The organism is Bacillus sp. AP50 (genome assembly GCF_040492675.1).
In the GTDB taxonomy this organism is placed as follows: Bacteria; Bacillota; Bacilli; order Bacillales; family Bacillaceae_G; genus Bacillus_A; species Bacillus_A cereus.
The window spans coordinates 1-1,009 of sequence record NZ_JBEUTW010000722.1 but is presented as its reverse complement, the minus strand read 5'-3'; the positions used below and the strand labels follow the sequence as shown (position 1 = coordinate 1,009).

The following is a 1,009-nucleotide window of genomic DNA, read 5'->3' as shown; positions in this document are numbered from 1 at the left end:
AGGTATAACCTATTATTATACTTGAGGTGATTCCAATCGAATTACGACAACTTGAATACTTTTTAGCTGTTTCAAAAGAATTACATTTCACAAAAGCAGCTGAGAAATTAAATATTTCACAGCCTTCTCTAAGTCAACAAATACGTGCATTAGAGCATGAAGTAGGAATGCCACTTTTCGATCGAATTGGTAAAAAAATATCTTTAACTGAAGCAGGGAAGATTTTATTATCACATAGTAAAACCATTTTTCATGAAGTCGAACAAGCTCGTTCAGCTATTCAAGACCTAAACGGATTACAGCAAGGTTCCTTAACAATAGGGGCTTTGTTAACCGTCCTAAATTATTTACTACCACTAACTATTTTAAATTTCAATAATTTATATCCCAATATAGAGCTTTCTGTATTAGGGCTTCGCACAGGAGATATTCGTGAAAAATTATTACGAAACGAACTAGATATTGGAATTACATTTCTCCCGGTGCAAGATAAAGAGATTATCTCTATCCCTCTATACAAAAGCGATCTTACATTAGTCGTGCCAACTGGTCATCGATTAGCTGAACGTAATCATGTATCTATTGCTGAATTACAAAACTACCCTTTAATTCTTTTACCTAAAAATTTCTTTTTAACCGAACTAATTACATCTCATTGTCAAAAATTCAACTTTAAACCAAGACCAATTTTAGAAATTAGCACGATGGAATCTTTAATCCAAATGGTTTCCAAAGGAATGGGAATTACAGTGTTACCCAAACCATATATAGACTTTTTACAAAATAAAAACATTCAAGCTATTAAAATAGAAAACCCTACTCCAACAATTGAAATAGGGCTAATTTATAGAAAAGATAAATATATGTGTGCTGCAACTCGAGAATTTATTGAGCAACTAAAAAGTACAGTACGTTCTTTCCAAAACTAAACAAAAGAGATTATCCTATGAAACCGTTTCACAACGATCTAGTAGAAAAATCTCTTTTCAAAACAAAGTAAACATTATAT

At 31.6% G+C, this 1,009-nt stretch carries 1 protein-coding gene; it reads left to right on the top strand.

Features of this window, described 5'->3' with window-relative positions:
• Nucleotides 1–26: 26 nt before the first annotated feature.
• Nucleotides 27–929 carry a LysR family transcriptional regulator gene (locus ABWK52_RS28845; RefSeq protein WP_000612234.1) on the top strand — a complete coding sequence of 301 codons (903 nt, stop codon included), beginning with the start codon at nucleotides 27–29 and terminating at the stop codon, nucleotides 927–929.
• Nucleotides 930–1,009: the final 80 nt, after the last annotated feature.